Origin of the sequence: Sphingomonas sp. Mn802worker (assembly GCF_000382485.1) — a bacterium.
GTDB lineage: Bacteria > Pseudomonadota > Alphaproteobacteria > Sphingomonadales > Sphingomonadaceae > Sphingomonas.
The window spans coordinates 64,992-85,558 of sequence record NZ_AORY01000017.1; the positions used below are offsets into that span (position 1 = coordinate 64,992).

General features: G+C 69.2%; 25 protein-coding genes and 1 pseudogene. 10 read left to right on the forward strand and 16 right to left on the reverse strand.

Features of this window, described 5'->3' with window-relative positions:
• Nucleotides 1-43: 43 nt before the first annotated feature.
• From SMN802W_RS0115260 to SMN802W_RS0115275, 4 genes are all read right to left on the reverse strand, one after another.
• Nucleotides 44-1,261 (reverse strand): ABC transporter permease, encoded by a 1,218-nt coding sequence (locus SMN802W_RS0115260; RefSeq protein ID WP_019517791.1) that lies wholly within the window; start codon nt 1,259-1,261, stop codon nt 44-46.
• Entirely contained in the window at nt 1,258-2,175 is a 918-nt protein-coding gene (locus SMN802W_RS0115265) for an ABC transporter ATP-binding protein (RefSeq protein ID WP_019517792.1), read from the reverse strand. The genes SMN802W_RS0115260 and SMN802W_RS0115265 overlap by 4 nt, the downstream gene beginning before the upstream one ends.
• A gap of 83 nt (nt 2,176-2,258) precedes the next feature.
• Nucleotides 2,259-2,633: a hypothetical protein gene (locus tag SMN802W_RS0115270; RefSeq protein WP_019517793.1), complete on the reverse strand. Its 375-nt coding sequence runs from the start codon at nt 2,631-2,633 to the stop codon at nt 2,259-2,261.
• Nucleotides 2,630-3,298 (reverse strand): EI24 domain-containing protein, encoded by a 669-nt coding sequence (locus SMN802W_RS0115275; protein ID WP_019517794.1) that lies wholly within the window; start codon nt 3,296-3,298, stop codon nt 2,630-2,632. Before SMN802W_RS0115275 ends, SMN802W_RS0115270 begins: the two co-directional genes overlap by 4 nt.
• A 204-nt stretch (nt 3,299-3,502) precedes the next feature.
• On the opposite strand from SMN802W_RS0115275, the gene SMN802W_RS0115280 reads away from it, so the two are divergent.
• From SMN802W_RS0115280 to SMN802W_RS0115290, 3 genes are read left to right on the forward strand one after another with little or no spacing between them, the layout of a single operon-like run.
• Nucleotides 3,503-4,498 carry an adenosine kinase gene (locus SMN802W_RS0115280; protein ID WP_026326195.1) on the forward strand — a complete coding sequence of 332 codons (996 nt, stop codon included), beginning with the start codon at nt 3,503-3,505 and terminating at the stop codon, nt 4,496-4,498.
• Nucleotides 4,499-4,511: 13 nt separating this feature from the next.
• Nucleotides 4,512-6,938: an ATP-dependent helicase HrpB gene (hrpB, locus tag SMN802W_RS0115285; protein ID WP_019517796.1), complete on the forward strand. Its 2,427-nt coding sequence runs from the start codon at nt 4,512-4,514 to the stop codon at nt 6,936-6,938.
• Between the two features lie 37 nt (nt 6,939-6,975).
• Nucleotides 6,976-7,257 carry an ETC complex I subunit gene (locus tag SMN802W_RS0115290; protein ID WP_019517797.1) on the forward strand — a complete coding sequence of 94 codons (282 nt, stop codon included), beginning with the start codon at nt 6,976-6,978 and terminating at the stop codon, nt 7,255-7,257.
• 8 nt (nt 7,258-7,265) lie between these two features.
• Here SMN802W_RS0115290 and SMN802W_RS0115295 read toward each other — a convergent pair whose 3' ends face one another.
• The 12 genes from SMN802W_RS0115295 to hisB form a co-directional block, all read right to left on the reverse strand.
• Nucleotides 7,266-7,811 (reverse strand): NUDIX hydrolase, encoded by a 546-nt coding sequence (locus tag SMN802W_RS0115295; RefSeq protein ID WP_019517798.1) that lies wholly within the window; start codon nt 7,809-7,811, stop codon nt 7,266-7,268.
• Nucleotides 7,808-8,470, reverse strand: a complete 663-nt coding sequence (locus SMN802W_RS0115300; protein WP_019517799.1) for a TPM domain-containing protein — start codon at nt 8,468-8,470, stop codon at nt 7,808-7,810. Before SMN802W_RS0115300 ends, SMN802W_RS0115295 begins: the two co-directional genes overlap by 4 nt.
• The gene (locus SMN802W_RS0115305; protein WP_193378597.1) at nt 8,470-9,348 is read right to left on the reverse strand and encodes a TPM domain-containing protein; all 879 of its coding nucleotides are present in this window, start codon (nt 9,346-9,348) and stop codon (nt 8,470-8,472) included. The genes SMN802W_RS0115300 and SMN802W_RS0115305 overlap by 1 nt, the downstream gene beginning before the upstream one ends.
• Before the next feature lie 16 nt (nt 9,349-9,364).
• Nucleotides 9,365-9,952, reverse strand: coding sequence for a LemA family protein (locus SMN802W_RS0115310; RefSeq protein WP_019517801.1), 588 nt, complete (start codon nt 9,950-9,952; stop codon nt 9,365-9,367).
• Nucleotides 9,953-10,109: 157 nt separating this feature from the next.
• A complete protein-coding gene (locus SMN802W_RS0115315; protein ID WP_037524314.1) occupies nt 10,110-11,630 on the reverse strand; it encodes an amino acid permease in 1,521 nt (506 codons plus the stop codon).
• 112 nt (nt 11,631-11,742) lie between these two features.
• The gene (locus SMN802W_RS0115320) at nt 11,743-12,135 is read right to left on the reverse strand and encodes an HIT domain-containing protein (RefSeq protein ID WP_019517803.1); all 393 of its coding nucleotides are present in this window, start codon (nt 12,133-12,135) and stop codon (nt 11,743-11,745) included.
• A 16-nt stretch (nt 12,136-12,151) separates the two neighbouring features.
• Nucleotides 12,152-12,499, reverse strand: coding sequence for a phosphoribosyl-ATP diphosphatase (locus SMN802W_RS0115325; RefSeq protein ID WP_019517804.1), 348 nt, complete (start codon nt 12,497-12,499; stop codon nt 12,152-12,154).
• Between the two features lie 32 nt (nt 12,500-12,531).
• Nucleotides 12,532-12,720, reverse strand: coding sequence for a hypothetical protein (locus tag SMN802W_RS0115330; protein ID WP_019517805.1), 189 nt, complete (start codon nt 12,718-12,720; stop codon nt 12,532-12,534).
• A gap of 41 nt (nt 12,721-12,761) precedes the next feature.
• Complete coding sequence (gene hisF / locus SMN802W_RS0115335) at nt 12,762-13,523, reverse strand: imidazole glycerol phosphate synthase subunit HisF (protein WP_019517806.1); 762 nt, start codon at nt 13,521-13,523, stop codon at nt 12,762-12,764.
• Nucleotides 13,520-14,254, reverse strand: a complete 735-nt coding sequence (gene hisA / locus SMN802W_RS0115340) for a 1-(5-phosphoribosyl)-5-[(5-phosphoribosylamino)methylideneamino]imidazole-4-carboxamide isomerase (RefSeq protein WP_019517807.1) — start codon at nt 14,252-14,254, stop codon at nt 13,520-13,522. The genes hisF and hisA overlap by 4 nt, the downstream gene beginning before the upstream one ends.
• A complete protein-coding gene (hisH, locus tag SMN802W_RS0115345) occupies nt 14,251-14,862 on the reverse strand; it encodes an imidazole glycerol phosphate synthase subunit HisH (protein WP_019517808.1) in 612 nt (203 codons plus the stop codon). Before hisH ends, hisA begins: the two co-directional genes overlap by 4 nt.
• Before the next feature lie 25 nt (nt 14,863-14,887).
• Complete coding sequence (gene hisB, locus SMN802W_RS0115350; RefSeq protein ID WP_019517809.1) at nt 14,888-15,475, reverse strand: imidazoleglycerol-phosphate dehydratase HisB; 588 nt, start codon at nt 15,473-15,475, stop codon at nt 14,888-14,890.
• A 93-nt stretch (nt 15,476-15,568) separates the two neighbouring features.
• Here hisB and SMN802W_RS0115355 point away from each other — a divergent pair, with 93 nt between their 5' ends.
• The 7 genes and pseudogenes from SMN802W_RS0115355 to SMN802W_RS18600 all read left to right on the forward strand — a co-directional run.
• Nucleotides 15,569-16,051 carry an SspB family protein gene (locus SMN802W_RS0115355; protein ID WP_019517810.1) on the forward strand — a complete coding sequence of 161 codons (483 nt, stop codon included), beginning with the start codon at nt 15,569-15,571 and terminating at the stop codon, nt 16,049-16,051.
• 67 nt (nt 16,052-16,118) lie between these two features.
• A complete protein-coding gene (gene fumC, locus SMN802W_RS0115360; protein ID WP_019517811.1) occupies nt 16,119-17,507 on the forward strand; it encodes a class II fumarate hydratase in 1,389 nt (462 codons plus the stop codon).
• Between the two features lie 28 nt (nt 17,508-17,535).
• A complete protein-coding gene (locus SMN802W_RS0115365; RefSeq protein WP_338010612.1) occupies nt 17,536-17,763 on the forward strand; it encodes a hypothetical protein in 228 nt (75 codons plus the stop codon).
• Complete coding sequence (locus SMN802W_RS0115370; protein ID WP_019517813.1) at nt 17,763-17,975, forward strand: hypothetical protein; 213 nt, start codon at nt 17,763-17,765, stop codon at nt 17,973-17,975. Before SMN802W_RS0115365 ends, SMN802W_RS0115370 begins: the two co-directional genes overlap by 1 nt.
• Nucleotides 17,976-18,045: 70 nt before the next feature.
• Nucleotides 18,046-18,906 (forward strand): DUF5694 domain-containing protein, encoded by an 861-nt coding sequence (locus SMN802W_RS0115375; protein ID WP_156818930.1) that lies wholly within the window; start codon nt 18,046-18,048, stop codon nt 18,904-18,906.
• A gap of 106 nt (nt 18,907-19,012) precedes the next feature.
• Complete coding sequence (locus tag SMN802W_RS0115380) at nt 19,013-20,341, forward strand: ABC1 kinase family protein (RefSeq protein WP_019517815.1); 1,329 nt, start codon at nt 19,013-19,015, stop codon at nt 20,339-20,341.
• 63 nt (nt 20,342-20,404) lie between these two features.
• Nucleotides 20,405-20,567 (forward strand): annotated as a pseudogene (locus SMN802W_RS18600) (NAD(P)-dependent oxidoreductase); the annotation flags it as partial.

The following is a 20,567-nucleotide window of genomic DNA, read 5'->3' on the forward strand; positions in this document are numbered from 1 at the left end:
CCAAGAGAAAACCCAACTGACACGCCTGTCAATAGCGGCGCGATCAGCCGCGCGCGAAAAGCCGTTTCCACGCCGGCTTGCTGCTGGCGGACTGGAGCACCCCGCGGCGGAACAGTCGTGCGCCGACGGTGATGAAGATCGTCACCCACAACAATTGCCACGCGAGCGCCGCGGCGTGTGGCCACAGCTCGGGCCGGTTGGCGGCATGCGCTGCCATCGCGAACGGGGAGGAGAGCGGGAACAGCTCGGCCAGCGTCGCGATCCACGTGCCAGGGCGCGATGCGGCAGCACTGGAGAGCGCGAACATGCCGACCTGTACGACGGTGATCGGCAGCGACAGCATCTGGATCTCGCGCATCGTCGATGCCTGCGCGCCTACCCCTAAGAACACCGCGCCCAGCAGCAGGTAGGCGGTGGTGAAATATGCGACGAACAGGACCGCGAACCAGCCGATCCCGACCGCGGGAACGAGCTGCGCCGCCTGCGAGGCGAGATCGGCGGGGAGGAATTGCCCGACCTGCGCGATGATCGTGCCCCAGAAAGCGACGAAGAGCACCGCGACGCCGAACATGCCGAGCAGCTTGCCGAGGAACACCGATTCAAGCGGCACCGCGGCGGCGAGCACCTCGATCACCTTGTTGTTGCGCTCCTCCGCCATCGTGCCGACGACCTGCCCCGAAAGGAACAAGGTCAGAAAGAAGATGCCGAAGACGGCGAAGAACGCCGCGGTCTTCTGTCCGCCGTGTGACGGGGTCGAGACGCTGACCTGTTCGAGTGTCGGCGTCGACAGCCGCGCCTCGCCGGTGGCGTGGCGGCGCAGCGCGATATCGGCGACCGCGGCGAGATAGCGTGCATCGCGGCGATTGCCCGCGGCATAGAAGATGGCGGGACGGTCAAGCGGCCCCTGCATCACCGCGGACACGTCGAAGTCGCGTCGGCGCAACTGACCGCGCGGGTCGACCGGATCGGCGACGACGACGATCGCGGGCGGGCGCGCGTCGCGCGGGAAGGTGGCGCGCAACTGCTCGTCGGCCGCGCGCACCAGCCGTGCCTCGTCGAGCGGCATGACGAGCACCATGCGCTGCTTGTCGGACGAACCGTCGGCCGCGTTCGCGGCACCCAGCCCGCCGATCGCGCCGAACGAGCTCATGATCAGCGGCGCGAACAGGAACAGCAGGAAGATCGGCGTGAAGACGGTGGCGATGAAGTCGCGCCGCGCGATCGTCAGCGTCTGGCGGAGTTGACGTTGGAACCGGGTCATCGTGCGGACTCCGTCGCCTGCGCGCCGACGATGTGGACGAAGACCTCGTGCAGGCCGGGCCGCTCGATCGACAGGCCGGAGATGCCGTGACCGGCGTCAATCAGCTGCTTCAGCGTCCGTTCGATCCCGTCGGGCGGCAGCGTGAAGCGCCAGCCATCGCCGTTGCGTGTCGCATCGGCCGGGAGCGCGGCGGCGATGTCGGTGCCGGGACGATTGGGCACGTAATGAACCTGCTGCGGCAGAAGCGCGCGTGCGTCCTCGACGGTGCCCTCGAAGCGGCGCTTGCCGCCCGCGATCACGGCGAGCCGATCGCACAAACGCTGCGCGTGCGACATGATGTGGGTGGAGAACAGGATCGTCGCACCGCGATCGCGCTCGGCGACGATCAGGCGTTCCAGCCGTTCCTGATTGACGGGGTCGAGCCCGGAGAAGGGTTCGTCGAGCACGAGCACGTCGGGCTGGTGGACGACCGAGCCGAGCAGCTGGACGAGCTGCGCCATGCCCTTCGACAGCTTGCGAATCTTTTCGTCGGCGGCGTGGCCGAGCCCGGCGGCCTCGAGCATCTCGCCCGCGCGCGCGCGTCCCGTGCGCCAGTCGAGCCCGCGCAGCGCGCCCATGAACGCGATCGCCTCGCGCGCCTTCATCGCCGGGTAAAGCCCGCGCTCCTCGGGCAGATAGCCGACGTGATCGCTCGCGTCCTGCGGCTGCGCGTGGCCGAGCAGCGTGCGGCGGCCTTCGTCGGGTTCGATGATGCCTAGCAGCATCCTGAGCGTCGTGGTCTTGCCCGCGCCGTTGGGGCCGAGCACGCCGTAGATCGCGCCCGCGGGCACCGCCAGATCGACGCCGTCGACGACGCGGCGCTCGCCGAAACGCTTGACCAATCCCTCGGCGGTGACCGCCCAATCCCCTGCCACGCCATCGCCCCCGTCGTTCGCTGGCCGTGGTAGCGCGGCGATGCGTGCGCCGGAAGCGCTACTTGCCGTCTTCGCGGGTGCGGTTACTTGCCGCCCTCGCGCCTCGACAGCGCCGCGATGCAGCTGGCGCGGTCGATCGGGCTGCCGTCGCGCTGGCGCGCGTCGACCCAGGTGACGCGCGGGTCACCGCTGCCCTTGGGGTAGAGGTACGCGTCGAGGACGCAGATTGCGCTCTCGAACTGGAGCTTGCGCGCGGTGCCTTCGCGCACGTCGGCATCGGGGTTGCCGAACATGCGAACGAGCGCGGCGGCGTCCTGTCCCATCACCGCAAGGTTGGCCTGCGATGGCGCGTTGCTGAGCGCGGGCGGCGGGGTGACTCCGGTCGGCCCGCAGGCTGCCAGCGCGGCAAAGGGGGCGAGCACAGCGAAGCGGGTAGGCGGGAGCAAGCGGCGGATCATGGTCGCGTCCTGTGGAACAGATGGGTCGCCATCGCCGCGCCGAGCACGGGGGCGAGCAGGTTGACCAGCGGAACCACGAACAACCCCGTGCCCGCAAGCCCCAGCACGAAACGCTGCCCGCCATTCGACTTGCGCCAGTCGCGCATCGCCGCACGCGGCAGGTGCCGGCTCGCCACCATGTCGGACAGGTCGCGCCCGAGCAGCCACGCGTTGACGACGAAGAACGCCGCTGCCGTGCCGATGCCGGTGACGAGCAGCGCGATGTACACCGGCGCCATGACAAGGTTGAAGAGAAGGAAGCGCGTGGCGGAGCCTAGACCCATCTGCATGGAGCGGTGGAGTGGCAAGGCGCGGGCGCTCGCCAGCGCTTCGGGGTAATGCCTGCGTTCGACCGCCGCGACGACATCGTCGGCGAACAGGCCCACCACCAGCACCGCGACCGCGCGGAACAGCAGCCACAGCGCGAGCAGCGTCGCAAGCGTCGCCGCCGCACCCGCAAGCATACCGTGGTAGCGCCAGCCCGCGAGCGCGCCGTCGAGCCCCCACCAGATCGCCGCACCGAGCGCGGCAAAGATGGCGAGCGTCAGCGCCAGCGACCTGGCCAGCACGCGCCGGATCGCGGGGTCGCCGAGCTGGCCGAATGAGAGCAGCAGCGCGTGGAACATGGACGCGAGGATCGCTGCCCGTGGTGGATGCGTCAACGCTCCAATGATGGTGAAGACAGCGGAACCGGGGCGATGCAGGTGTCGAGCCTGACCCATTCGTGCCCGGCCGCGTCGCCGCATCGACGGTTGCGACCGGCCGAGCGCTTGGCTACCGCGAGCGCATCCGCGCCGGCCGATACGCCCGCGCCCTGTTGGAGCACCTTCTTGACCGAACCCCGTTACGATGTTGTCGCGATCGGCAACGCCATCGTCGACGTCCTCTCGCCCGCCGACGACGCGTTCGTCGCCGAGAACGGCATGACCAAGGGCGCGATGGCGCTGATGTTCTCGCCCGAGGAGGCCGACGCGCTCTATGCCAAGATGGGACCGGGGCAGGAGGTGTCGGGTGGCTCGGCCGCGAACACGATCGCGGGGATGGCGATGCTGGGCAGCGCATGCGCCTTCATCGGGCAGGTCGCCGACGACCAGCTGGGCGAGGTGTTCGCGCACGACATCCACGCCGCCGGCATCCGCTTCGACGTGGTCCCGCGTGCCGGTCAGCCGACGACCGGGCGGTGCCTGATCTTCGTGACGCCCGACGGGCAGCGGACGATGAACACGTTCCTGGGCGCATCGCACTATCTGCCGGCGGAGTCGATCGACGCTGCGCTGATCGAGGACGCGCGCTACCTGTATCTGGAAGGCTATTTGTGGAATCCGGAGGAGCCGCGCGCCGCGATGCGCGCCGCGATCGACATCGCGCGCAAGGCCGGGCGCAAGGTCGCGTTTACGCTATCGGCGGAGTTCGTGATCGATCGCCACCGTGCGGCGTTTCAGGAGTTGATCGATCAGGGGCTGATCGACGTGCTGTTCGCCAACGAGGCGGAAATCGTGTTCCTGACGCAGGCGGCGGATGTCGACTCGGCGATCGCGGCGGTCGCGCCCAAGGTGCCGCTGGTTGTCGTGACGCTGAGCGAGCGCGGTGCGCTGGCGCAGGCGGGCGAGGAGCGCGTGACGGTGCCCGCGCAACCGATCGATGCGGTGGTTGACACCACCGGCGCGGGCGACCTGTTCGCCGCAGGCTTCCTGCACGGTCAGGCGCGCGGGCAGACGCTGGAGCAGTCGCTCACGCTCGGTGCGGTGTGCGCGGCCGAGGTCATCAGTCATTTCGGCGCGCGTCCGATCGCGGACCTGAAGGAGCTCGCCCGGCAGGCGCTCTGACCGGGCTGCTCTCGTGACGGCGCTGCCGATCCACGCGGTCCTGCCCGACCTGCTCGCCGCCTTGCGCGCGCGGTCGTCGGCGGTGCTGGTCGCGCCGCCTGGTGCGGGCAAGACGACCGCGGTCGCGCCCGCGCTGCTCGCCGAGGATTGGTGCATCGGCGAGGTGCTGGTCACTTCCCCGCGGCGGCTCGCCGCGCGCGCGGCGGCGGAGCGGATGGCGGCGCTGGCGGACGAGAGCGTCGGGCGCACCTTCGGCTACGCGACGCGACTCGACAGCAAGCGGTCGGCGGCGACGTGCGTGACAGTCGTGACCGAGGGCATATTGACCGCGCGGTTGCAGGCCGACCCCGAGCTCGCGGGCGTATCGGCGATCCTGTTCGACGAGGTGCACGAGCGCAGCCTCGACGGCGATTTCGGGCTGGCGCTCGCGCTCGACGCGCAAGCGGGATTGCGCCCGGACCTGCGCGTGGTGGCGATGTCGGCGACGCTCGATGGCGCGCGTTTCGCGGCGCTCATGGATGGTGCGCCGGTGATCGAGAGCGCGGGGCGCAGCTACCCGCTGACGCTCCGCCACGTCGGCCGCGCGGGCGAGCAGCGGATCGAGCAGGCGATGGCGGCGGTGATCCGGCAGGCGCTGGCCGAGGAACAGGGCGGGGTACTCGCGTTCTTGCCCGGCGTGGCGGAGATCGAGCGCACCGCGACCGCGCTGGGCGATCTGCCCGGCGTCACGCTGCATCGTCTTCACGGCAGCCTCGATCCCGCCGCACAACGTGCTGCAATTCGGGCCGAATCCGACGGCGCACGCAAGCTGGTGCTGGCCACCTCGATCGCGGAGACGAGCCTGACGCTCGACGGCATCCGCGTCGTGGTCGATTCCGGCCTCGCGCGGCGACCGCGCTACGATCGCGCGGCGGGGATGACGCGGCTGGTGACCGAGCGCGAGAGCCAGGCGGCGGCGACGCAGCGCGCCGGTCGTGCGGCGCGGCAGGGGCCGGGGGTCGCGTACCGTTTGTGGGAGGAGGCGGCGACCGCGGGAATGCCGCGGTTCGATTCGCCCGAGATATTGGAGGCCGACCTGTCGGCGCTGCTGCTCGCCACCGCGATCTGGGGCGTCACCGACCCGCGCGAGCTGCGCTGGATCGATCCGCCACCCGAGGCGGCGATTGCCGAGGCGCGCGCGCGGCTGACCACGCTCGGCGCGCTGGGCGAGGATGGGCGGCCGACATCACATGGCCGGCGGATCGCGGCGATGCCGATGGCGCCGCGGCTGGCGCACATGCTGCTCGCCGCGCCCGACAAGCGGCTCGCGGCCGAGATCGCGGTGCTGTTGCAGGAGCGCGGGCTGGGCGGCCCCGACGCTGACCTGGAGGTACGGCTGCGGGGCTGGCGCGGCGAGCGTGGGGCAAAGGCGGAGGGCGCGCGCAAGCTCGCGGCGCGCTGGGCAACCTCGGCCGGACGTGCGGACGGTGAGGCGAGCATCGGCGCGACGCTGGCGCTCGGCTTTCCCGATCGCGTCTCGCGCCGCCGCGACGCGAGCGGGGAGCGCTGGGTCTCGGTTGGCGGGCGCGGGTTCCGGCTCGACGCGACCGCCTCGCTCGCGCGCGGGGAGTGGCTGGCGGTGGCGGAGACGCAAGGGACCGCGGCGGGCGCGCGCATCCTGTCGGCAGCGCCGCTGACGTTGGCCGAGGTCGAGGCGCTGTTCGCTGACCGAACTGAGACGGTGCGGAGTGCGACGTTCGACCCCGACACGGGTGGCGTGCAGCCGATGCGCGAGCGGCGGCTGGGCGCGATCCGGCTGTCGTCCGGGCCGGACACGCGTGTAGACCCCGCGGCGATCTCGGCCGCGCTGGTCGAGGGGGTGCGCGCGCACGGCGTTGCGCTGCTGCCGTGGGGCGACGGCGCGGCCGCCTTGCGGCAACGCGCCGCATTCGCTGGCGTCGCGCTCGACGACGAAACGCTGATGGCGCGGCTGGACGACTGGCTGCCTGCGCTGGTCGCGGGGCGTCGGCGGCTCGACGCGATCGCGCCGGGTGCGCTTACCGACGCGCTGCGCAACCTGGTTGGTTGGGACGGGATGCGGCACGTCGACCGGCTCGCGCCACCCGAATTTACAACGCCGGCGGGCAGCACGCATGCGATCGACTATGCCGCCGAAGCCGGCCCGACCGTCACGTTGCGCGTCCAGTCGCTGTTCGGGCTGGCCGAGCACCCGGTCGTGGGCGAGCGCCGCGTGCCGCTGGTGCTGTCGCTCACCTCGCCCGCGGGGCGCCCGATCCAGACGACGCGCGACCTGCCGGGCTTCTGGCGCGGATCGTGGGTAGCGGTGGCGAAGGAGATGCGCGGGCGCTATCCCAAGCATCCGTGGCCCGATGACCCTGCGGCGGCGACGGCCACGTTGCGCACCAAAAAGGCGGATGCGCGGAACGCCGGCGCGCGCTAGAGCATCTGCAACGCATCAGCCCGCGAGAGTTTCTTCAATGCCCAACGCCCGCATCTATCAGCGCCCGAAGAATGCCATGCAATCGGGACGCTTCGCGACCGACCATTGGGTGCTGGAGTTCGAGCCCGCCGAGCCCAAGCGCGCCGACCCGCTGACCGGATGGGCCGGCAGCGGCGACGTGCGCGATCAGGTGAAGCTGAGCTTCCCGAACTGCGACGCCGCGGTCGCCTATGCCGAGGACCAAGGGCTGGCGTATACGGTGATCCCGACCCCGACCAAGAAGCTGAAGCTGCAGAGCTACGCCGACAATTTTCACTGAGACCCGCGCTACAGCAGCGCGTCGCCGAGCAGCAGCAGCATCTTGACGTCGATCGCGACGCCCGCCGCGCGTTTTGCGGCGACAAAGGCGGGCAGGTCGGCGCGGGGGACGAGGATAACCTCGATATCCTCCTGCGCGTCGCCGCCGCCGTCGCCGACCTTCACCACGTTATGCGCGCGCACCAGCGTGAAACCCTCGCTGGTCATGCCGGGTGAGGCGTAGAAGAAGCCGAGTTCCTCGATACGTCCGGCGTGGTAGCCGGTTTCTTCTTCCAGCTCGCGCGCGGCGGCACTCGCCACGCCTTCGCCTTGCGCCCCCGCGTGCGCTGGATCGTCGCCGACGAGGCCGGCGGGTAGTTCTAGGCTGCGGCGGCCGAGCGGCACGCGGTATTGCTCGACCAGGATCACCTCGCCCGCAGGGGTCTCGGCGTAGATCACCGCCGCCTCGATCCCGCCGCGACGGCCGACATATTCCCACCGCCCGCGGCGCACCGCGCGGATGAAGCGACCTTCCCACATTACCTCGGCGGGCTTGTCGGCATCCTCGACGCTCATAGCTCGATCACCCGGTCCGGCAGTTCGTTGGGATTGTCGTCGGTCTTGGGCAGCACCTCGGCCAGCACTGCGCCGATCGCGGTGACTGCGCCGGCGAGCCCCTCGGCGGTGCGGCCGGCGCGGATCGCGGACACGAGCGTCGCCATCGCCTTGCCCCAGCGTTCGGGCGCGACGCGGGTGTGAACCGCGGCATCGGCGACGATCTCGGCACGATGTTCATCCAGCGAAAGGTAAAGCAGCACGCCCTCGTGTCCTGCGGTACGCTGCTCGGTGCCGACGCGGAACGCTTCCAGCGCGCGGCGGCGAACGCGGCGCGCCTTGGTCGCAGTGGGGGTGAGGGCAAGGCGCAGCGGCCGATAGGCGAGCAACAGGCGCACGGCGAGGAACGCGAATGTCTGGGCGATCAACAGCGTGAACAGCAGGCCGTGGATGCTCGGCTCATGTTCCCACCCGTTGTCGAACGGGGTGAGCCAGTCGGGCCTGATCGCGCCGAGCGCGGTGACCGCCAGCACGGCGGCGAGCGCGTAATGGAGCGCGACATCGTGATAGGCGTCTGACTGCCGCGCGACGATCGTCACGATCTCGCCGTCGGTGCCCGCCTCCGCGGCGGTGACTGCCGCGGCGATCGCGTCGCGTTCGGTGTCGGAAAAGGTCGCCATTACCAGCCCCCGCTCGCGCCGCCGCCGCCGAACGAGCCGCCGCCACCACCAAAGCCGCCACCACCGCCGCCGAAGCCGCCGAACCCACCGCCGCCGCCCCAGCCGCCGCCCGAACCGCCGCCGAAGCCCGGGCCCCAGATTACCACCGGCGGCACGAAGCCGCTGCGACGACGCCGGCCACCGCCGCCACCGCCGCCACCGCCGCCGCTGCCATGATCGTCGTCGTCATCGTCGTCGAAACGCCGGCCGCCGGCGCGGCGGAAGATCAGCGGCACGACGAAGAACAGCACCACCATGATCCAGAAGCCCGCGACCAGGCCGCTGCGGTTGCCGCCGGCGTTCGTACGCTTGGCACCCGTCGCCTTGGCACGCTGCTCGGCAGCCTCGAGCGGTAGTTTCAGCTGCTCCGCGAGTGCATTCGCGCCCGCGACGATGCCGCCCGCCATGTCGCCGTCGCGAAAGCGCGGCAGGATCGTCTGGTTGATGATGACGCTGGACAGTGCATCGGTGACGATCGGTTCCAGTCCGTAGCCGACCTCGATCCTGACCTTACGCTCCTTGGGCGCGACGAGCAGGATCACGCCGTTGTTCGCGTCCTTTTGTCCCAGGCCCCAGGCACGACCGAGCTTGTAGCCGTAATCCTCGATTGCATAGCCTTGCAGGTCGGGGATCGTCGCCACCACCAGCTGCCGCGTCGAGGCCTGCTCGACCCCAGCGCTCAGCTGCGTCAGTTGCTGCACCTGCTCGGGCGAGAGCAGGTGCGCGTCATCGACGACGCGGCCGGTCAGCTTGGGGAACGTCTGCGCCGCCGCCGGCAGCGCGAACGCGACCAGCAGCAGCGCGAGGATCGAGCGGATCAGCCGCGACACGGGAGGCAAGGTCACGACTGGCGGCTCAGGCGCCGAAGTTCACCGTCGGCGCGGTCTGTGCGTTGGGCGTGGTCGCCTGGAACGGCACCATCGGCTTCGCGCCGTAGAAGATCTTGGCACCGACCGCGTCGGGGAAGGTGCGGATGCGCGTATTGTAATCCTGCACCGCCGAATTGTAGTCGCGCCGCGCGATCGTGATGCGGTTTTCGGTGCCCTCAAGCTGCGATTGCAGCGCCATGAAGTTGACGTTGCTCTTTAGGTCCGGGTACGCCTCCTGCAACGGGCGCAGCTGCGTCAGCGCCGCGGTGATGCCGTTCTGCGCACTGGCATATTGCTGCACCTTGGCGGGATCCTTCAGGTCGTCGCCCGACAGCTGGACGCGGCCGGCGTTTGCGCGAGCCTCGGTCACGCGGGTGAGCACGTCCGACTCCTGCTTGGCGTAGCCCTTCACCGTCGAGACAAGGTTGGGGATCAGGTCGGCGCGGCGCTGGTATTCGTTCTGCACGTCGGCCCAGCGCGCCTTTGCGGTCTCTTCCGAGGTCGGAACGCTGTTGAGCCCGCACGCGGCAAGCGGAAGCGCCATCAGCGCGGCGGCAACGGCACGGTGGGTCATCGTCTCGGCTCACTCCCTAGGTCTGTGTCAGCCATATAGGACACGTGAAGGCGCGCGCGAAGGGGAATTGGCGCGCGACGTGAAATGAAACGGTCCGTGCCAAGAAAAGGCCGGAAGGATCGCTCCCCCCGGCCTCTGTCTGCACGGTCAGACGGTGTCAGTGACCCGCGTCGGGCGTCACCACCACGCCGCGGCCGAGATGGCTCGTCTTGCGGCTGTAGGCGTAATAAACCGCAAGGCCGATCGCGCCCCAGACGAAGAACACCAGCATTGCCTGCCACGGCAGGTTGACGAACAGGAAGATGCACCCCGCGATCGTCAGCGGCCCGACGAGCCAGAGCGCCGGCGTACGGAACGACCGCTTGGCGTTCGGTTGCTGGCGACGCAGCAGCATCACGTTGATCGCGACCATCATGAAGGCGTAGAGCGTGCCTGCATTGGCCCAATCGGCGAGCTGGCCGACGGGAAGGAACGCCGCCGCGATCGCGACCGCGACGCCGGTGAGTGCGGTGACGATATACGGCGTCTTCCACTTCGGGTGAACGCGGCTGAGCGCCTCGGGCAGCAGCCCGTCGCGGCTCATCACGAAGAAGATGCGCGTCTGGCCGAACAGCAGGATCAGGATGACCGAGGGCAGCGCGATGTTCGCCGCGATGCCGAGCAGGTTGCCGATCTTGCCGAAGCCGACCACGCGCAGCACGTGCGCCAGCGCCTCGTTCGAGCAGACGAGCGCGTCGCGGTACTGCGGCAGCGCGCACTGTCGCGCGAGCTCGGGCGATCCGGCCTCAAGCGGCATGCCGGTCAGCGCGTTCATCACCGGCTGTCCGCCGATCGCGCCGATCGCGCCGGCCGACACGACGATGTAGAAGACGGTGCAGATCAGCAGCGACCCGATCAGCCCGATCGGCACGTTGCGCTGCGGGTTCTTGGTCTCCTCCGCCGCGGTCGAGACCGCATCGAAGCCCACGTACGCGAAGAAGATCGTCGCCGCCGCGCCAACCGCACCAACGCCAGTGCCGAGCCCGCCGAACACGCCCGCGGGCAGGAAGGGGCTGTAGTTCGCGGTATCGATCTTAGGCAGGGTGAGCGAGCAGAAGATCACCAGCGCGACGACCTTGATCGCGACCAGTATCGCGTTGACCTTTGCGCTTTCCGACGTGCCGACCATCAGCAGCCAAGTCATCAGCAACGAGATGAACACTGCGGGCAGATTGACGAGGCCGCCGGGCGCGCCACCCAGCGCCAGCGGACCCGCGCTCGCCCAGGCAGGCAAATGGATGCCGAGGAATTGCTGCAGGATCGTGCCGTTGAAATACCCCGACCAGCTGACCGCCACCGCGCTCGCCGCCACCGCATATTCGAGGATCAGCGCCCAGCCGACGGTCCAGGCGATCGTCTCACCGATGGTGGTGTAGCTATAGGTGTAGGCGCTGCCCGCGACCGGGATCATCGCCGCGATCTCGGCGTAGCAGAGCGCGGCGACGATGCAGATCGCGCCCGCGATCGCGAAGGCGAGCATCAGGCCGGGTCCGGCCTTCTGCGCGCCGACCGCGGTCAGCACGAAGATGCCGCCGCCGATGACGCACCCGATGCCGAACAGCATCAGCTGGAACCAGCCGAGCGAGCGGTGGAGCGATTTCTCCTCCGCGGTCGCCAGGATGGCGTCCAAGGGTTTCATGCGTTCGAAAAAGATCAAGGAAATGCCCCCTCCCGGCGGGTATGCGAAAGCGGGGAGCCTAGCGACCTCTCCCGCGGTGACAAGTGGCCCCAATTGATAGCCGTTGTTACTTCTAGCGCGTGCTGTCGTTCTCGACCAGCATCGGCCCCAACGCGCGTCCCGCCATGATATGGACATGGAGGTGCGGCACCTCGGCGTGCGCGTCGCCGCCGATGTTGGCGATCAGGCGATAGCCGCTTGGCACCAGTCCGGCGTCGCGCGCCACCTTGCCGACCGCGCGGGTGAAGCCGGCGATCTCCGCGTCCGACGCGTGTTCGCTGAAATCGTCCCAGCTGACGTAACGCCCGCGCGGCACCGCAAGCAGATGGGTCGGCGCCCAGGGTGCGATGTCGCGGAACACGATCGCGTAATCGTCCTCATACACCCGCGTCGACGGGATTTCGCCCCGCAGCAGGCGCGCGAAGATGTTGTTGTCGTCATAAGGCTGCGTGGCGTCGACGGTCATGTTCGCGGCTCCGGGATCAGGGTCGGAAGGAGAGGGGGAGCCCGGCGGGCGTGCGCGCGGCCTTTTCATCGAGCCCGCCCAGCCCCTCGCGTTTGGCAAGCTCCATCCGCACGTCGCCGAGGCTGAGCCCAGCGTCGGCGAGCAGGACGAGCAGGTGATAGATGAGGTCGGCCGCCTCGGGCACGATCGCGTGCGGATTGTCGCCCATCGCGGCGATGATCGTCTCGGTCGCTTCCTCGCCCAGCTTTTGCGCGATGCGCCCGCGGCCCTTATGAAACAGCGAGGCGGTGTAGGAGGCGCCCGCGTCGGCGCCCTTTCGTTCAGCGATCGTCGCCTGGAGGCGATCGAGGATGTCGTCGGCCATGGTGCGCGCGGTGCCGCTTCACGCGCGCGCGGTCAATCCTTGCGGGCCGCGGCGCGGCGTCGCAGCGCGCGTCGGGTAAGCCACACCGCGACCACCGCGAAGACGAACAGCGCCACGTCGGACAGCTCCGGCGCGGTGCGCGGATGCGGTTGGCCGTCATGACCGTTCGCCGCGACGAGCAACGGAGCAAGCAGGAGCATGAGGAATTGGCGCGGGTTCATCGTCTGAGCTCTAGCAGGCGAACGTCACCGAAACGTTGGCGTCAGTGGCGGCGCACCGGCACACCTGCTGCGGCAAGCGCGGCGTGCGCGTCGGCGATCGTCGCCTCGCCGAAGTGGAAGATCGACGCGGCGAGCACCGCGGAGGCGTGCCCTTGCGTCACACCCGCGACTAGGTCGTCCAGCGTGCCGACCCCGCCCGAGGCGACCACGGGCACGCTGGTGCGGTCGGCGATCGCGCGCACCAGATCGAGGTCGTAGCCGCCGCGCGTGCCGTCGCGGTCCATCGAGGTGACAAGCAGCTCGCCCGCGCCCAGTTCGGCGAGGCGGAGCGCGTGCGCGACCGCGTCGATGCCGGTCGCGTGGCGACCGCCGTGGGTGAACACCTCCCAGCCGCCCTCGACCCGGCGCGCGTCGATGCTGGCGACGCAACATTGCGCGCCGAACCGCTCGGCGATGTCGGCGACCACCTCGGGCCGCGACACAGCGGCGGAATTGACCGCGACCTTGTCCGCGCCCGCCAGCAGCAGCGCGCGTGCGTCCTCCGCGGTGCGCACCCCGCCGCCAACCGTCAGCGGCATGAAGCAGACCGCGGCGGTGCGGCGTACCACGTCGAGGATCGTGCCGCGCGCCTCGTGGCTGGCGGTGATGTCGAGGAAGCAGAGCTCGTCCGCGCCCGCCGCGTCATAGGCGCGTGCCTGCTCGACCGGATCGCCCGCGTCGATCAGATCGACGAAGTTGACCCCCTTCACGACGCGCCCGTTCGCCACGTCGAGGCAGGGGATGACGCGCGCGCGAACGGTCATGCTGCGGCGGCGACGCTCAAGGCGGCGGCGAGGTCGAGGCGGCCGTCGTAGAGCGCGCGACCGGTGATGACGCCTTCGACGCCGTCGCGCGCATGGAGTGCGAGGACGTGGATGTCGCTGATGCCCTTCACGCCGCCGGAAGCGATGACGGGGATGTCGACCGCGCGGGCGAGGTCGACCGTCGCCTCGACGTTGCAGCCCTTGAGCATCCCGTCGCGCCCGACATCGGTGAAGAGGACGGCCGCGACGCCCGCGTCCTCGAACCGGCGTGCGAGGTCGGTGGTCGAGACGGTCGACACGTCGGCCCAGCCCTTGGTCGCGACCATGCCGTCCCGGGCGTCGACCGCGACGACGATGCCGCCGGGATAGTCGCGCGCCATGTCGCGGACGAAATCGGGGTTCTCGAGCGCGGCGGTGCCGATCACGACGCGTGCGACGCCCAGGTCGAACCACGCCGCGACCGCCTCGGGCGTACGGATGCCGCCGCCGAGTTGGACGTGGCCGGGGAAGGCCGACACGATCTGGCGCACCGCGTCGCCGTTGACGCTCTTTCCTGCGAACGCCCCGTCGAGGTCGACGACGTGGAGGTGGCCGGCACCGGCGTCGGCGAACTTCGTCGCCTGCGCGGCAGGATCGTCGCCGTAGACGGTGGCGCGCGCCATGTCGCCTTCGGCCAGGCGGACGACCTGACCGGCCTTGAGGTCGATGGCGGGGAAGACGATCAAGCTCATGGACGCCACTTCAGGAAACGGTCGAGGAGGGCCAGGCCGTAGCGCTGGCTCTTCTCGGGGTGGAATTGCACGCCGACCATGTTGTCGCGCGCGACCGCGGCGGTGACGGGGCCGGCATGGTCGGTGGTGGCGATCACGTCTGAGTCGTCGCCTTGTAACGCGAAGCTGTGGAGGAAATACGCCTCGCCTGGCACGATCAGCGGGTGGGGGCGTGTCGGCACGACGTCGTTCCACCCCATGTGCGGCACCTTGGCGTCGCTGCCCGCGACGTCGATCAGCCGCACGCGCCCGGAGATCCAGCCAAGCCCTTCGTGGCTGCCGAGTTCCTCGCCCGCGTCGGCCATCAACTGCATGCCGACGCAGATGCCGAGGAACGGTGCACCCTCGCGCCGGACGCGCTGCTCCAGCGCCTCGACCATGCCGGGCACAGCGCGCAGCGCCTGCGCGCACGATCCGAACGCACCGACACCGGGCAGCACGATGCGGTCGGCGCGCGCAACCGTGTCGGCGTCGGAAGTAACGAGGAGGTCGGTGCAGCCTGCGGCGCGCAGCGCGTTCTCGACCGAGTGGAGGTTGCCCGCGCCGTAATCGATCAGCGCGAGCGTCATGGGCGAGCGCTCACAGCACGCCCCCTCACAACACCCCCTTGGTCGACGGGATCGCGTCCGCCTTGCGCGGGTCGATCTCGGTCGCGGTGCGCAGCGCGCGCGCCAGACCCTTGAACGCGCTTTCGGCGATGTGGTGGTTGTTGTGGCCGTGGAGCAGTTCGACGTGGAGCGTGATGCCGGCGGTCTGCGCGAATGAGTGGAAGAAATGCTCGAACAATTCGGTGTCCATCGTGCCGAGCGTCGCCTGCCCGAAAGGCGCGCGCCACACCAGCCACGGGCGGCCGGAGATGTCGAGCGACACGCGCGTCAGCACCTCGTCCATCGGCGACAGTGCGTCGCCATAGCGTCGGATGCCGCGCTTGTCGCCGAGCGCCTGCGCGACTGCGGCGCCGAGCGCCAGCGCGGTATCCTCGACCGTATGGTGCGCGTCGATGTGCAGGTCGCCCTCAGTCTTCACATCGAGGTCGATCAGCGAGTGGCGCGACAGCTGCTCGAGCATGTGATCGAAGAAGCCGACGCCGGTTACGACATGATAGACGCCGGTGCCGTCGAGGTTGACGGAAACCTCGATGCTGGTCTCGCTGGTCGAGCGCTTGATGGTCGCGGTCCGCATGGGTCCGCTCCTTAGCGCAGCCGCCGCGCCAGGCAAGTTCGCGGCCGCGCACGCTCTTGACCGGGCCAGCCACGGCGCTACCCATGCGCCGCGATGAGCGACATGCCCGACAGCCTGATCCCCTATGACGAGATCGTCCAGGAAGCCCTGCGCGCGGTGGTGGGCCGCGTGCTCAACACCGTGGCGGAAACCGGCGGGCTGCCCGGCGAGCACCATTTCTACATCACGTTCAAGACGCAGGCGCCGGGTGTCGACATCCCGCAGCGCCTGATCGAGCGTTTCCCCGACGAGATGACGATCGTGCTGCAGAACCGCTTTTGGGATTTGCTGGTCGACGACCAGCGCTTCTCGGTCGGTCTGTCGTTCAACCAGGTGCCGTCGAAGCTGGTGATCCCTTATTCGGCGATCACCGGCTTCCACGATCCCGCGGTCAATTTCGAGCTTCGCTTCCAGGCACAGGAGGGGCCGGGCGACGGTCCGGGCGGGCACGATCCGGCCGAGAACGACGGCACGCCGACCGCGGAGCAGCAGGACGGCAGCAACGTCGTCGCGGTGGATTTCAAGCGCAAGAAGTGAGGCGGGTCGTGTGCGGTTGTCCCGCGCACGCGTGCAACGACTTGCGCATCCACGCGCTTGAACGCGCATGGCCGACACACGCACCGAAACCGACTCGATCGGACCAATCGAGGTTCCCGCCGACGCTTACTGGGGCGCGCAGACCGAGCGTAGCCTGGAGAACTTTCCCTTCGGCGCGCGCGAGCGGATGCCGATCGAGATCGTCCGTGCGCTCGCTTGTGTCAAACTTGCCGCAGCGCGGGTCAACAAGCGTCATGGGTTGGCGGCGGAGAAGGCCGACGCGATCGAGGCGGCGGCGCGCGAGGTGATCGACGGCCGGCTCGACAACCAGTTCCCGCTCGTCATCTGGCAGACGGGGTCGGGCACGCAGTCGAACATGAACGTCAACGAGGTGATCGCCGGTCGCGCCAACGAGGCGCTTGGCGGCACGCGCGGCGGCAAGGTGCCGGTTCACCCCAACGACGATGTAAACCGTGGGCAGTCGTCAAACGACAGTTTTCCGACCGCGCTCCACGTCGCGGCCTCGATCAAGGCGGGGGCGGAGCTGCTGCCCGCGCTGACCAGCCTTCACGATGCGATCGACGCCAAGGCGCGCGCGTGGGACGATCTGGTCAAGATCGGGCGCACGCATCTGCAGGACGCGACGCCGCTGACGCTGGGACAGGAGTTTTCCGGTTACGCCGCGCAACTCGCCGCGTGTCGCGCGCGGATCGATGCCGCGCTGATCGACGTCAACAAGCTGGCGCAGGGCGGGACCGCCGTGGGTACGGGCCTGAACGCGCCGGCGAAGTTCGACCGCGACGTGGCGACCGAGATCGCGGCGCTGACCGGCGTCCGCTTCGTGCCCGCCGACAACAAGTTCGAGGCGCTGGCGAGCAACGACGCGCTGGTGCAGCTGTCGGGCGCGCTCAACACGCTGGCGGTCGCCTTGACCAAGATCGCCAATGACATTCGCCTGCTCGCCTCCGGCCCGCGCTCGGGTCTGGCCGAGATCGACCTGCCTGCGAACGAGCCCGGCAGCTCGATCATGCCCGGCAAGGTCAATCCCACGCAGTGCGAGATGCTGACGATGGTGGCGGCGCAAGTGATGGGCAACCATGTCGCGGTCACCGTTGGGGGCATGCAGGGGCATCTCGAGCTCAACGTGTTCAAGCCGCTGATCGGCAGCAACGTGCTGCGATCGATGGATTTGCTGGCTACGGCCATGCCCGCGTTCGAAGAGCGCTGCGTCGTCGGGATCGTGCCCAATGAGGCGCGCATCGCAGAACTGCTCGATCGCTCGCTGATGCTCGTCACCGCGCTCGCGCCCGAGATCGGCTACGACAATGCCGCCAAGATCGCCAAGCACGCGCATGCCGAGGGGCTGACGCTGCGCGAGGCGGGACTGGCGCTCGGGCTGGTTGATGCCGAGACGTTCGACCGTGTCGTGCGGCCCGAAACGATGATCGGGCGGTAGCGGAACCGGGCGCAGCGCCGGTCATTGAGTGCGGCAGGAGGATCATTTCATGGGTGCAACAACCATCGGGGCCCTGATCGGCGGCGCGATCGACGGCATGTCTGGCGATGACAGCGCAGCTGACGGTGCGCTGATCGGAGCGGTCGCCGCCAATGTGCTGAAAGTGGTCCTGCCGATCGCGGTCACCTACGCGATCGGGTGGGGTGTATTGAAAGGCGTCGCGGTGTTGAGCGACCGGATTAAGGAGGCGGTTTGATGTTGAGGACGATTTTGGGTGCGCTGGTCGGGCGTGAGATCAGCGAGCGCAACCGTGATGGCGGCATGAAGGGCGCGGTGATCGGCGCATTGCTGACGCGCGGCGTGTCGCGCATGGGGCCGCTCGGCATGGCGGCGAGTGCGGCCTATCTCGGCAAGAAGGCGTACGATCGTCACAAGGCCTCGCGCGTAGGCGTCCCGCCGCGCCGCTGACGCGTGCGCGTCACAGGTTGAAGCATTCTCCCTGCCGTGTACCAAGGTCGTGACGGCGGGGAGTGCGGAAATGAAGAACAAGACAATTGGCGCAGGTTTGCTGGCGCTCGGTATCGGCCTTGCTGCCGGTGTGGCGGTGGCACAGGGCGTGTCCTTCTCCGGCAATCGAGCCGCGCTGCTGGTGCTCGGATCAGGGCATTTCGACAATCCTGGTGCCGACATCGCCAATGTTCGGGTCGAGAATATTCTGACGCCCGATCGCCAGCGCGAGATCGAAGCGGTGGTTGACCGCTTGGCGCGTTTTCGCCCCAACCACGTCGCTGTAGAGTGGAACGCCGTCGATCAGGCAAAACTCGACAAGCGTTATGCCGAATACCGCGCCGGACGTTACAAGCTGACGGCCGATGAGCGTGACCAGCTCGGGTTGAGGCTTGCGGCCAAGCTCAACCTGCCGCGCGTCGATGCAGTCGATTTCGTTGGCGACGGGCCGGGCAAGGATGCCGATTACGACTTCGTTGGCTGGATGAAGACGCACGGCCGCGCAGCCGAGTGGACCGCGTTCGAGCGGCAAGCCCAGGCGCAGGCCGATGCGACCGGTGCACGGCAGCGTTGCACGTCGATCGGTGACTGGCTGCGCTATTATGCAGATCCGAACTACACACGGCTTAACGAGACGCCTTATTACACCATCGCGCGCTTCGGCGATGCGCGCGACAATCCCGGAGCCAACTGGGTCGGCCAGTGGCACGCGCGCAACCTGAAGATCTACGCCAATCTGGCGCACCTTGCGGGGCGGCCGGGTGACCGGACAGTGGTGATCTTCGGTGCCGGCCACGCGCCGCTGCTGCGCGCCTATGCGAGCGAGTCCGGCACGTTCAACGTCGCCGACACGCGCGATTACCTGCCGTCAGGATCCAAGCGCCGCTGTTGACTCGCTCCGCTCGCCGACGCGCCCTGATTGGCGGCTGGCGCGCACCCTTCGTCGACCGTCGGCGTTGAGCGCGCAAAGGAGTGCCGGCGTGAGTGACGATGATCGGATGACGGGCGGCGGCCGTGCGGTGCCGAGCGGGCGCGTCGCGCGACTGGGCGCGTTCGGACGGCTGGCAGGCGGGGTCGCGGGCGGCGTCGTCGCAGAGGGCGCGCGGCGGCTGGCGAGCGGCGAGCGACCACGGATGGGCGACCTGTTGCTCACCCCCGCCAATGCGACGCGCGTCGCCGATCAGCTCGCCAATCTGCGCGGCGCGGCGATGAAGCTGGGGCAGATGGTGTCGATGGACGCGGGCGACATGCTGCCGCCCGAACTGACGCAGATTTTGGCGCGGTTGCGCGACAATGCGCACCACATGCCGCCCAGGCAGCTGGACACGGTGCTGGCGCGTGAATGGGGTCAGGGCTGGCGCCGCCGCTTCGCGCACTTCCAGGCGCACCCGATCGCCGCCGCCTCGATCGGGCAGGTCCACCGCGCGCGCCTGCCGGACGGGCGCGAACTGGCCATCAAGGTGCAATATCCCGGCGTCAAGGAGAGCATCGACGCCGATGTCGACAACGTCGCGACGCTGCTGCGCGTGTCGGGGCTGCTGCCGCGCGAACTCGATATCCGCCCGCTGCTGGAAGAGGCCAAGCGGCAGTTGCACGAGGAAGCGGATTACCGCCGCGAGGGCGGGATGCTGGCGCGCTACGGCGAATTACTAGCCGGGGAGGACGGGTTCGTGGTGCCACGGCTCGAACCGTCGCTGACGACCGAACGCGTGCTGGCAATGGATTTCGTTGCGGGCGTTCCGATCGAGATGCTGGAGGACGGTGACCAGGAGGTGCGCGACGCCGCGATGGCGCGGCTGATTGCGCTCGTGCTGCGCGAGCTGTTCGACTGGGGATTGATGCAGACCGATCCCAACTTTGCCAATTATCGCTGGCAGCCCGACACTGGCCGTTTGGTGCTGCTCGATTTTGGTGCGGCGCGCGGCGTGCCGGCAGAAACGAGCGCGGGGTATCGCCGGCTGCTCGCCGCCGGGTTGTCGGGCGACCGCGATGCCGTGCGTGAGGCGGCGGTTGCGGCGGGCTTCATGGGCGGGGCGGCGGCGACGGCGCATCGCGCGCTGGTCGACCGGATGATCGACGTGATCCTGTCCGAGCTCAACCAGCCCGGCGTGTTCGACTTCGGCGACCGCGCCTTCGTCGGCGTGGTTCGCGAGCAGGCCGTCGACATGGCGCGCGATCGCTCGACCTGGCATTTGCCGCCGATCGACACGTTGTTCGTGCAGCGCAAGATTAGCGGCACCGCGCTGCTGGCGGCACGGTTGAAGGCGCGCGTCGACATCCGCGCGATGGTGGCGGCGCGGCTGGGCGAGGGTACCGTGGTCGCCTGACCTCGTGCGGGAACGCATCGCCTACCCGGTTCTTTGTGCGTCGGCATATGCAGGAGCCCACGCATGACCTTTCACCCCGAACCGCCCTTTCCCGAACAGCAGCAGCAGGTGCCTGGCCACACCGAGAAGATGGACCCGCGGCCCGACCATGGCGAGGACAGCTATGTCGGCTACGGGCGGTTGAACGACCGCAAGGCGATCGTGACCGGCGGCGACAGCGGCATCG

What these genes read in the sequence shown, in the direction of transcription:
- SMN802W_RS0115260 (WP_019517791.1), bottom strand. Translation starts at nt 1,261, where the DNA reads ATGACCCGGTTCCAACGTCAACTCCGCCAGACGCTGACGATCGCGCGG.
- SMN802W_RS0115355 (WP_019517810.1), top strand. Translation starts at nt 15,569, where the DNA reads ATGAGCGACATGCCCGACAGCCTGATCCCCTATGACGAGATCGTCCAG.
- hisB (WP_019517809.1), bottom strand. Translation starts at nt 15,475, where the DNA reads ATGCGGACCGCGACCATCAAGCGCTCGACCAGCGAGACCAGCATCGAG.
- hisA (WP_019517807.1), bottom strand. Translation starts at nt 14,254, where the DNA reads ATGAGCTTGATCGTCTTCCCCGCCATCGACCTCAAGGCCGGTCAGGTC.
- SMN802W_RS0115370 (WP_019517813.1), top strand. Translation starts at nt 17,763, where the DNA reads ATGTTGAGGACGATTTTGGGTGCGCTGGTCGGGCGTGAGATCAGCGAG.
- SMN802W_RS0115320 (WP_019517803.1), bottom strand. Translation starts at nt 12,135, where the DNA reads ATGACCGTCGACGCCACGCAGCCTTATGACGACAACAACATCTTCGCG.
- SMN802W_RS0115290 (WP_019517797.1), top strand. Translation starts at nt 6,976, where the DNA reads ATGCCCAACGCCCGCATCTATCAGCGCCCGAAGAATGCCATGCAATCG.
- SMN802W_RS0115295 (WP_019517798.1), bottom strand. Translation starts at nt 7,811, where the DNA reads ATGAGCGTCGAGGATGCCGACAAGCCCGCCGAGGTAATGTGGGAAGGT.
- SMN802W_RS0115330 (WP_019517805.1), bottom strand. Translation starts at nt 12,720, where the DNA reads ATGAACCCGCGCCAATTCCTCATGCTCCTGCTTGCTCCGTTGCTCGTC.
- SMN802W_RS0115310 (WP_019517801.1), bottom strand. Translation starts at nt 9,952, where the DNA reads ATGACCCACCGTGCCGTTGCCGCCGCGCTGATGGCGCTTCCGCTTGCC.
- SMN802W_RS0115315 (WP_037524314.1), bottom strand. Translation starts at nt 11,630, where the DNA reads ATGAAACCCTTGGACGCCATCCTGGCGACCGCGGAGGAGAAATCGCTC.
- hisF (WP_019517806.1), bottom strand. Translation starts at nt 13,523, where the DNA reads ATGACCGTTCGCGCGCGCGTCATCCCCTGCCTCGACGTGGCGAACGGG.
- SMN802W_RS0115300 (WP_019517799.1), bottom strand. Translation starts at nt 8,470, where the DNA reads ATGGCGACCTTTTCCGACACCGAACGCGACGCGATCGCCGCGGCAGTC.
- SMN802W_RS0115275 (WP_019517794.1), bottom strand. Translation starts at nt 3,298, where the DNA reads ATGTTCCACGCGCTGCTGCTCTCATTCGGCCAGCTCGGCGACCCCGCG.
- fumC (WP_019517811.1), top strand. Translation starts at nt 16,119, where the DNA reads ATGGCCGACACACGCACCGAAACCGACTCGATCGGACCAATCGAGGTT.
- SMN802W_RS0115325 (WP_019517804.1), bottom strand. Translation starts at nt 12,499, where the DNA reads ATGGCCGACGACATCCTCGATCGCCTCCAGGCGACGATCGCTGAACGA.
- SMN802W_RS0115380 (WP_019517815.1), top strand. Translation starts at nt 19,013, where the DNA reads ATGACGGGCGGCGGCCGTGCGGTGCCGAGCGGGCGCGTCGCGCGACTG.
- SMN802W_RS0115270 (WP_019517793.1), bottom strand. Translation starts at nt 2,633, where the DNA reads ATGATCCGCCGCTTGCTCCCGCCTACCCGCTTCGCTGTGCTCGCCCCC.
- SMN802W_RS0115375 (WP_156818930.1), top strand. Translation starts at nt 18,046, where the DNA reads ATGAAGAACAAGACAATTGGCGCAGGTTTGCTGGCGCTCGGTATCGGC.
- hisH (WP_019517808.1), bottom strand. Translation starts at nt 14,862, where the DNA reads ATGACGCTCGCGCTGATCGATTACGGCGCGGGCAACCTCCACTCGGTC.